This is a genomic window from Pseudomonas sp. G1002 (assembly GCF_013385455.1).
In the GTDB taxonomy this organism is placed as follows: Bacteria; Pseudomonadota; Gammaproteobacteria; order Pseudomonadales; family Pseudomonadaceae; genus Aquipseudomonas.
In genome coordinates, this window is the sequence record NZ_JACAPY010000005.1 from 192,936 (window position 1) to 201,265 (window position 8,330).

The 8,330-nt window shown below is 63.8% G+C and carries 7 protein-coding genes; 4 read left to right on the forward strand and 3 right to left on the reverse strand.

Annotation, left to right across the window (positions count from 1 at the left end; translation table 11 throughout):
• Nucleotide 1: 1 nt before the first annotated feature.
• Nucleotides 2-1,081 carry a tRNA (uridine(54)-C5)-methyltransferase TrmA gene (gene trmA, locus HX801_RS02715; protein ID WP_003215555.1) on the reverse strand — a complete coding sequence of 360 codons (1,080 nt, stop codon included), beginning with the start codon at nt 1,079-1,081 and terminating at the stop codon, nt 2-4.
• Nucleotides 1,078-2,373 (reverse strand): NCS2 family permease, encoded by a 1,296-nt coding sequence (locus tag HX801_RS02720; protein ID WP_003215557.1) that lies wholly within the window; start codon nt 2,371-2,373, stop codon nt 1,078-1,080. The genes trmA and HX801_RS02720 overlap by 4 nt, the downstream gene beginning before the upstream one ends.
• Nucleotides 2,374-2,573: 200 nt before the next feature.
• On the opposite strand from HX801_RS02720, the gene HX801_RS02725 reads away from it, so the two are divergent.
• From HX801_RS02725 to HX801_RS02740, 4 genes are all read left to right on the forward strand, one after another.
• Nucleotides 2,574-3,020: a DUF4879 domain-containing protein gene (locus tag HX801_RS02725; RefSeq protein ID WP_003215559.1), complete on the forward strand. Its 447-nt coding sequence runs from the start codon at nt 2,574-2,576 to the stop codon at nt 3,018-3,020.
• Between the two features lie 106 nt (nt 3,021-3,126).
• Entirely contained in the window at nt 3,127-3,651 is a 525-nt protein-coding gene (locus HX801_RS02730; RefSeq protein ID WP_256344191.1) for a (2Fe-2S)-binding protein, read from the forward strand.
• Nucleotides 3,648-4,637 (forward strand): xanthine dehydrogenase family protein subunit M, encoded by a 990-nt coding sequence (locus tag HX801_RS02735; RefSeq protein WP_008436634.1) that lies wholly within the window; start codon nt 3,648-3,650, stop codon nt 4,635-4,637. Before HX801_RS02730 ends, HX801_RS02735 begins: the two co-directional genes overlap by 4 nt.
• A complete protein-coding gene (locus HX801_RS02740; protein ID WP_087693544.1) occupies nt 4,634-6,817 on the forward strand; it encodes a xanthine dehydrogenase family protein molybdopterin-binding subunit in 2,184 nt (727 codons plus the stop codon). The genes HX801_RS02735 and HX801_RS02740 overlap by 4 nt, the downstream gene beginning before the upstream one ends.
• Here HX801_RS02740 and HX801_RS02745 read toward each other — a convergent pair.
• Nucleotides 6,814-8,055: an MFS transporter gene (locus HX801_RS02745; RefSeq protein WP_063026986.1), complete on the reverse strand. Its 1,242-nt coding sequence runs from the start codon at nt 8,053-8,055 to the stop codon at nt 6,814-6,816. The two genes, HX801_RS02740 and HX801_RS02745, sit on opposite strands and share 4 nt — an antisense overlap.
• Between the last annotated feature and the right edge of the window lie 275 nt (nt 8,056-8,330).

Here is an 8,330-nt window from a genome sequence, read left to right on the forward strand (position 1 = left end):
TTTAACGCCGGGTCAGCAACACACCCGATTCCATGTGGTGCGTCCACGGGAACTGGTCAAACATCGCGCACTGGGTAATCCGGTGCGTGTCATGCAGTTGCGCAATGTTCGCCGCCAACGTCTCCGGGTTGCAGGAGATGTACAGGATGTTCTCGAAGCGCCGGGTCAGCTCGCAGGTGTCCGGGTCCATACCGGCACGCGGCGGGTCGACGAACACGCTGCCGAACTCGTAGCTCTTGAGGTCGATGCCGTGCAGGCGGCGGAACGGCCGCACTTCATTCAAGGCCTCGGTCAGCTCTTCGGCAGACAAACGCACCAGGGTGACGTTATCCACCGCGTTTTCATCGAGGTTGCTCAGTGCCGCGTTCACCGAAGTCTTGCTGATCTCGGTGGCCAGCACTTTGCGCACGCGAGTGGCCAGGGGCAGGGTGAAGTTGCCGTTGCCGCAGTACAGCTCCAGCAGGTCATCACTGCGATCGCCCAGGGCTTCGAATGCCCAGTTGAGCATCTTCTGGTTCACCGTGCCGTTGGGCTGGGTGAACGCGCCTTCAGGCTGGCGATAGCTGAAGGTGCGACCGCCGACGTCGAGTTTCTCGACCACGTAATCGCGGCCGATCACATCGCGCTTGCCCTTGGAACGCCCGATGATGCTGACGTTCAGGTCTGCCGCCAGCTTGTTCGCCGCCGTATGCCAATGCTCGTCCAGCGGGCGGTGATAGCACAGGGTGATCATCGCGTCGCCGGCCAGGGTGGTGAGGAACTCCACCTGGAACAGCTTGTGGCTCAGGGCGGCGCTGGCTTGCCAGGCGGCCTTGAGTTGCGGCATCAATTGGTTGATGCGCAGGCTGGCAATCGGAAACTCTTCAATGAGGATCGGCGTGCGCTTGTCGTCCTGGGAGAACATTGCGTAGTGGCGCTGACCCTCTTCGCGCCACAGGCGGAACTCCGCCCGCAGGCGGAAGTTCTGCAACGGCGAGTCGAAAACCTGAGGCTCTGGCGCGTCGAACGGCGCCAGCAGGTCACGCAGGCGCGTGACCTTTTCTTCCAGTTGAACGGTGTAGCTTGCGGCGTCAAAAGTCATGCGTTGAACCAGCCCAGCTTGATCACAAACAGAATCGACAGGATCACCAGCGCCGGGTTCAGCTCACGGTAGCGGCCCGAAAGCAGCTTGATGGCGGTCCAGGCGATGAAACCGAAGGCAATGCCGTTGGCGATGGAATAAGTGAATGGCATCGCCAGGGCGGTGATCACCACCGGTGCGGCGACGGTGATGTCGTCCCAATCGATTTCGGCCAGGCCCGAGGTCATCAGTACGGCGACGAACAGCAGCGCCGGTGCGGTGGCGAAGGCCGGGACGCTGGCCGCCAGTGGCGAGAAGAACAGCGCCAGCAGGAACAGGATCGCGACCACGACGGCGGTCAAACCGGTACGGCCACCGGCGCTCACGCCCGCCGCCGATTCGATGTAGCTGGTGGTGGTCGAGGTACCCAGCAGCGAGCCGGCCATGGCCGCCGTACTGTCAGCGATCAGCGCACGGCCCATTTTCGGCATGTGGCCGTCCTTGCCCATGAGACCCGCGCGCTTGGCGACGCCGATCAGGGTGCCGGAGTTGTCGAACAGGTCGACGAACAGGAACGCGAAAATCACGCTCACCAGGCCGATGTCCAGGGCGCCCTTGATGTCCAGTTGCAGGAAGGTCGGGGCCAGCGAAGGTGGCATCGACATCACGCCGCCGAACGGGGTGAAGCCCAGCACGATGGAGGCGATGGTCACCACCAGGATGCCGATCAATACCGCGCCGCGCACTTTCAGGGCTTCCAGCGCAACGATCAGCGCGAAGCCGAGGGTGGCGAGGATCGGCGCGGGTTGTTTCAGGTCGCCCAGGCCCACCATGGTGGCCGGGTTGCTGACCACGATGCCGGCGTTGTGCAGGGCGATCAGCGCCAGGAACAGGCCGATACCCGCCGCAATCGCCGAGCGCAGGGGCAGCGGGATGCTGTTGATGATCCATTCGCGGATGCGGAAGATCGACAGCAGGAAGAACAGCACTGCCGAGATGAACACCGCGCCCAGCGCCACTTGCCAGGTGTGGCCCATGTGCAGGACCACGGTGTAGGTGAAGAATGCGTTGAGGCCCATGCCCGGTGCCAGGGCAATCGGGTAGTTGGCGATCAGGCCCATCACGGTGGAACCGATGGCCGCCGCCAGGCAGGTCGCAACAAAGACCGCGCCCTTGTCCATGCCGGTCTCGCCGAGAATGCTCGGGTTGACGAACAGGATGTAGGCCATGGCCAGGAAGGTGGTGACGCCCGCGAGAATCTCGGTGCGCACATTCGTGTTGTGTGCCTTGAGTTGAAACAGCTTTTCCAGCATGCCTGCTCCCTGTGACGCTATTTTGCGTCGTTATTTGTTGACCTCTAAGTCAAAGCACAAACTGCGCCAAGCGCCTGTGGTTCCAGAGAGGATCGGAAAAAGCGGCGCATCATACCAGCAGCCGAGGGCCAGTGGCGCATAGGCTTGATCATGGCCTTGAGGCATACTGCGCCGACGTTTATTACAGGGTCATCGACAGCATGAAAAAAGCCAGCGCCTGGAGTCTAGCTCTGTTCGGTTGCATCGGCCTGTGGCTCGGTGCGGCACCGGCGTGGGGCGCGCCTGCACCGGCGTTGAGCGAGGTGCGGGTATTCAAGGTTCAGTCGGCCAAGTGCACTGAAACCATTCCCGAGCGGGCCGACAGCACCCAGATGTGCACGCACCGCGGGCAAACCCTGGTGTACGTGATGGAAGTCGGCCTGGGCAACAGCTCCCACGCGTTTTTCGATGGAGCGCCGGTGTCCGGCACCAGCATGGCCATCTGCCAAGTGGGTTCCATCAGCCAGCCGTGCAGCGGCGCCGGCACGTTGATGGGCTACATCTATACATTCCAGCTGGATATCGACGCCGGCGGCACCTTCCAGTACAGCAACACCTCGATCAACCCGCCGCGCAACCAACTGGTTACCACCCTCAGCATTCGCTGATCGCCACCCATCAATTGCCTTGAACGCTCATAACCCCGGGAAGTCGTACCGCTAAGACGGCGACTTCCCAGAACGCCGCGATTGCACACCAATCCGTGAGGTGTTTATGAGCGCAACCCCCAATGGCGCGGCGGCCAAGCCGTTCGTCAGTCATCCGATACGCCTGACCCTCAATCGGGACCCCATCCAACTGGATGTATTGCCCTGGACCACCCTGCTGGACCTGCTGCGCGAGCAACTGGACCTGACGGGCACCAAGAAGGGCTGCGACCACGGCCAGTGCGGCGCCTGCACCGTGTTGCTCAATGGTAAGCGGGTGAACGCCTGCCTGACCCTGGCGGTGATGTGCGACGGTGCCGAGTTGACCACCATCGAAGGCCTGGCCTCGGGCGAAGACCTGCACCCGATGCAACAGGCCTTTATCAAGCACGATGCCTTCCAGTGTGGCTACTGCACGCCGGGGCAAATCTGCTCGGCGGTGGGCCTGGCCCGTGAAGGCCGTGCCCACGACACCGCGCAAATCCAGGAACTGATGAGCGGCAACCTGTGCCGCTGCGGCGCCTACAACAACATCCGCGATGCCATCGAAGAAGCCTTGCCGGCGTGCCGCGTGCAGGGAGGTGAGCAATGAATCCCTTCCATTACAGCAAGCCGGCCGACGTGCAGGAGGCGGTGCACCTGGTCAGCCCGGCGTCGCGGTTTATCGCCGGTGGCACCAACCTGCTGGACCTGATGAAAGAGAACATCAGCCGCCCGGAGCACCTGATTGATATCACCGGGCTGCCACTTCGCGACGTGGAAGAAACTCCCGAGGGCGGCTTGATGATCGGTGCCCTGGTGAGCAACGCCGACCTGGCCTGGCACCCGCTGATCGAAGAACGCTACCCGCTGCTGTCCCAGGCCATCCTCGCCGGCGCCTCGCCGCAATTGCGCAATATGGCCAGTACCGGCGGCAACCTGCTGCAACGCACCCGTTGCTACTACTTCTATGACGCCGCCGTGCCCTGCAATAAACGCGAGCCCGGCAGTGGCTGCCCGGCGCGGGTCGGTTTGAACCGCATCCACGCGATCCTCGGCGCCAGCGACCAGTGCGTCGCCACCCATCCTTCGGACATGTGCGTGGCCCTGGCCGCCCTGGATGCGCGGGTGCATGTGCAGGGCCGGGGTGGTGCGCGGGTCATCGAGTTCGCCGACTTTCACCGGCTGCCGGGCGATGCACCCCAGCGGGATAACCAGTTGGCCGACGACGAACTGATCACCGCCATCGAGTTGCCTGCCGACCACCTGGCTGCCCACAGTCACTATCTGAAAATCCGTGACCGGGCTTCCTACGCCTTCGCCCTGGTATCCGTCGCGGCGGCGCTGGAGCTGGATGGCGATGTGATCGTCGACGCCCGCCTGGCCCTGGGCGGCGTCGCCCACAAGCCATGGCGTGATCGTGCGGTGGAAGCCGCGCTGATCGGCCAGTCCGTCAGCCGCGAAACTTTCAGCACTGCCGCCGAAACCCTGCTCCTGGACGCCGAGCCGCTGGAGCACAACGGCTTCAAGATCAAACTGGCACGCCGCGCGATCATTCGCGCCCTGAGCGATGCCGCTGTTGCAGGAGCCACGTCATGAGCGCAATCGGCAAACCGTTGGACCGGGTCGACGGTCTGCTCAAGGTCACCGGGCAAGCGCGCTATGCCGGTGAGTTTCCCGAGGATGGCTTGCTGCACGGCAGCGTGGTGTCGAGCAACATCGCCAAGGGCCGGGTCATCCGCATTGATGCGTCCCAAGCCCTGGCGCTGCCCGGTGTGGTGATGGTGCTTGATCACCTCAACCGCCCGAAACTGGCCAGCTACGACGACAGCTACGCCGATGCCGATGCTGCCGACGGCTCGCCGTTTCGCCCGCTGTACAACGACCGCGTGCTCTACAGCGGCCAGCCGTTGGCATTGGTGATTGCCGACAACCTGGAGCTGGCGCGCCACGCCGGTTCCCTGGTGCAGATCGAATACGCCGCCGAGCCTGCCGAGACCGATCTGCTGGCCTTGCAGGAGCAGGCGCACCCGTCGCCGCAAACACCGCCCAAGCCGCGCGGCAACTTCCAGGCCGAATGGACCGGCGCCGCCACGAGCCTGGATCTGCACTACAGCACGCCCATCGAACACCATAACCCCATGGAACCCCACGCCAGCACCGTGCTGTATCAGCCGGACGGCACCCTGCATATCCACGACAAGACCCAGGGCCCGCAGAACTGCCAGGCCTATGTGCAGAAAGTCTTCGGCCTGGATAAAAGCCAGGTGCGGATATTCGCCGCGTTCGTCGGCGGCGCCTTTGGTTCCGGTCTGCGCCCGCAGTACCAGTTGCCGCTGGCAGTGATGGCATCGCTGGCCCTGAAGCGTTCGGTGCGCGTCACCCTCACGCGCCAGCAGATGTTCACCTTCGGTTATCGCCCGCGCACCTTGCAGCGCCTGCAACTGGGTGCTGCCGCCAATGGCCGCTTGCTTGCCCTGGGCCACACCGCCATCGGCCAGACCTCGCGCTTCGAGGACTTCAGCGAACACGTGGTGGAATGGAGCGGCATGCTCTATCACTGCGATAACGTGCTGCTGACCTACAAGCTGGTGCCGCTGGACGTGTTCACACCGCTGGACATGCGCGCCCCCGGCGCAGCGCTGGGGGTGATCGGCCTGGAATGCGCCATGGATGAACTGGCCTGCGCCCTGGGCATCGACCCGGTGCAATTGCGGCTGATCAACTATGCCGAGCGCAATCAGAACGAAGACAAGCCCTGGTCCAGCAAAGCGTTGCGCGAATGCTACAGCGAAGGTGCCGAGCGTTTTGGCTGGAGCCAGCGCAACCCGGAGCCGCGAAGCATGCGCGATGGTCGCCAACTGATCGGTTGGGGCATGGCCGGCGGGGTGTGGGAGGCCCTGCAAATGAAAGCCAGCGCCAAGGCGCGGATCGACCACCTGGGCAAGCTCACAGTCAGCAGCGCCACCACCGATATCGGCACCGGCACCTACACGGTCATGGCGCAGATCGCCGCCCAGGCCAGCGGCGTGCCGGTAGGCGATGTGACGTTCCTGCTGGGGGATTCATCGCTGCCGACGGCGCCGTTGCAGGGCGGCTCGTTTACCGTGTCGTCGGTGGGCAGCGCGGTGCAACAGGCGTGTGAAGCGTTGAACGCCAAGCTGTTGGACATTGCACGCAAGACGTACCCGGCGTTCAAAGACGCTGAGTCGGCGCGGTTTGAGAATGGCCAGCTGCACGCCGGTGACCAGCGCATCTCCCTGGCGCAATTGGTGCAAGACAGCGGCGAGCAGGCGCTGGAAGTGCAGGTGGATTGCGAGCCGGGCAAACAGCGCGAAGGCTATGCCTCTGCCACGCATTCGGCGGTGTTTGTCGAAGTGCGGGTGGATGAGGACCTGGGCACCATCAAGGTCAGCCGGGTGGTCAGTGCGATTGCGGCCGGGCGGGTGGTCAATCCGAAGATGGCCCGTAGCCAGATTCTCGGCGGGGTGGTCTGGGGCATCGGCATGGCGTTGCATGAGGAGACCCAGGTCGATCACGCATTGGGTCGCTCCATGAACCACAGCCTGGCCGAATACCACATTCCGGTAAACGCGGATATCGGCGAGATTGATGTGCTGTTTGTCGAAGAACACGACGAGATCGTCAACGCCCTTGGGTCCAAGGGCGTCGGCGAGATCGGGATAGTCGGGGTGGCGGCGGCGGTGGCCAACGCGGTGTATCACGCCACCGGCAAGCGGGTGCGGGACTTTCCCGTCACCCTCGACAAGGTCTTCTAAACCTTGGCGGGCTCTTCCACCGGCACATGCATGCGGTCGCGGTTGGCCAGGGTCGGGAACAGTTTGATCCAGACCCCGGTCACCACCAGCGTGCCGATGCCGCCCATGACCACGGCGGGCACGGTGCCGAACCAGTGGGCGGTGATCCCGGACTCGAACTCGCCCAACTGATTCGACGCGCCGATAAACAGCCCGTTGACCGCGCTGACCCGGCCGCGCATTTCGTCCGGGGTTTCCAGTTGCACGAACGAGGCGCGGATCACCATGCTGATCATGTCCGCTGCGCCCAATACCACCAGCACCGCCAGGGAGAACCAGAACGAGGTCGACAGGCCGAACGCGATGGTGGCTACGCCAAACACCCCGACCGCCGTAAACATGATCCGCCCCACATGCCGGTCGACGGCAAACCGCGCCAGCCACAACGACATCAACAACGCCCCGACCGCTGGCGCCGAGCGCAGCAGCCCAAGGCCCCACGGCCCGGTCAGCAAAATGTCCTTGGCGAACACCGGCAGCAAGGCCGTGGCGCCGCCCAGCAATACGGCGAACAGGTCCAGGGAAATCGCGCCGAGGATGTCCGGCCGACTGCGGATAAAACGAATCCCGGCCAGCAACGAATCCATGGTCGCCTTGGCCTTGTTCAGCGGCGTCTGGCGCGCGGGCAGGTTGAGGGTCAGCACGCAGGCGATCAGGTACAGCACCACCGTGGGGCCGTAGACCCAGACACTGCCAAAGGCGTACAGCAGACCGCCCAGCGCCGGCGCCACGATGGTGGCCAATTGCTGCGCCGACTGCGACGATGCCACGGCGCGGGGAAACAGTGCAGTGGGCACGATGCTCGGCAGCAGGGCCTGGGTGGTGGGCATTTCAAACGAGCGGGCTGCGCCCAGCAGGAATGCCAGGATAAAAATCATCTCGCGGGTGACATTGCCGGTCAGTCCGCCGATTGCCAGGGATAGCGCGATCAACGCTTGAACGGTCTGGCAGATGGCTGCGACCTTGCGCCGTTCATAGCGGTCGGCCACATGGCCGGTGTGCAGCATGAACAGTACCCGCGGTACGAACTCCACCAGGCCGACCAAGCCCAGGTCCAGCACGTTGCCGGTCAGTTGGTAGAGGTTCCAGCCGATGGCCACGGTGAGCATCTGGAAACCGCTGGCGGTGAAGATCCGCGCCAGCCAGAACGCGATGAAAGGGCGGTGGTGACGTAACAGCAGCGCGGGTTCACTGGGCATCGGGGAGACGGGTCTGGGTGGGGGAACGGTGAGGTTATCACCAACTTGTAACCAATAGTTGCGTAGGAGGGTTGGGCGGGGGATATGGGCAGCTGATTGGGTACATATCCGTTGCTGCGGTAACGGCCGCTTATGGTTCCGCTCTTACAGCGGGTCACTTTTGGCAAACGCCCCAAAAGTAACCAAAAGGTCTTTGCCCCACCACTCGGTGCCTCGCCTAGGCTCGGCATGCCCGCACTCCGGCCCGGTTCCGCGGGCCGCCGCGACGGGCCATC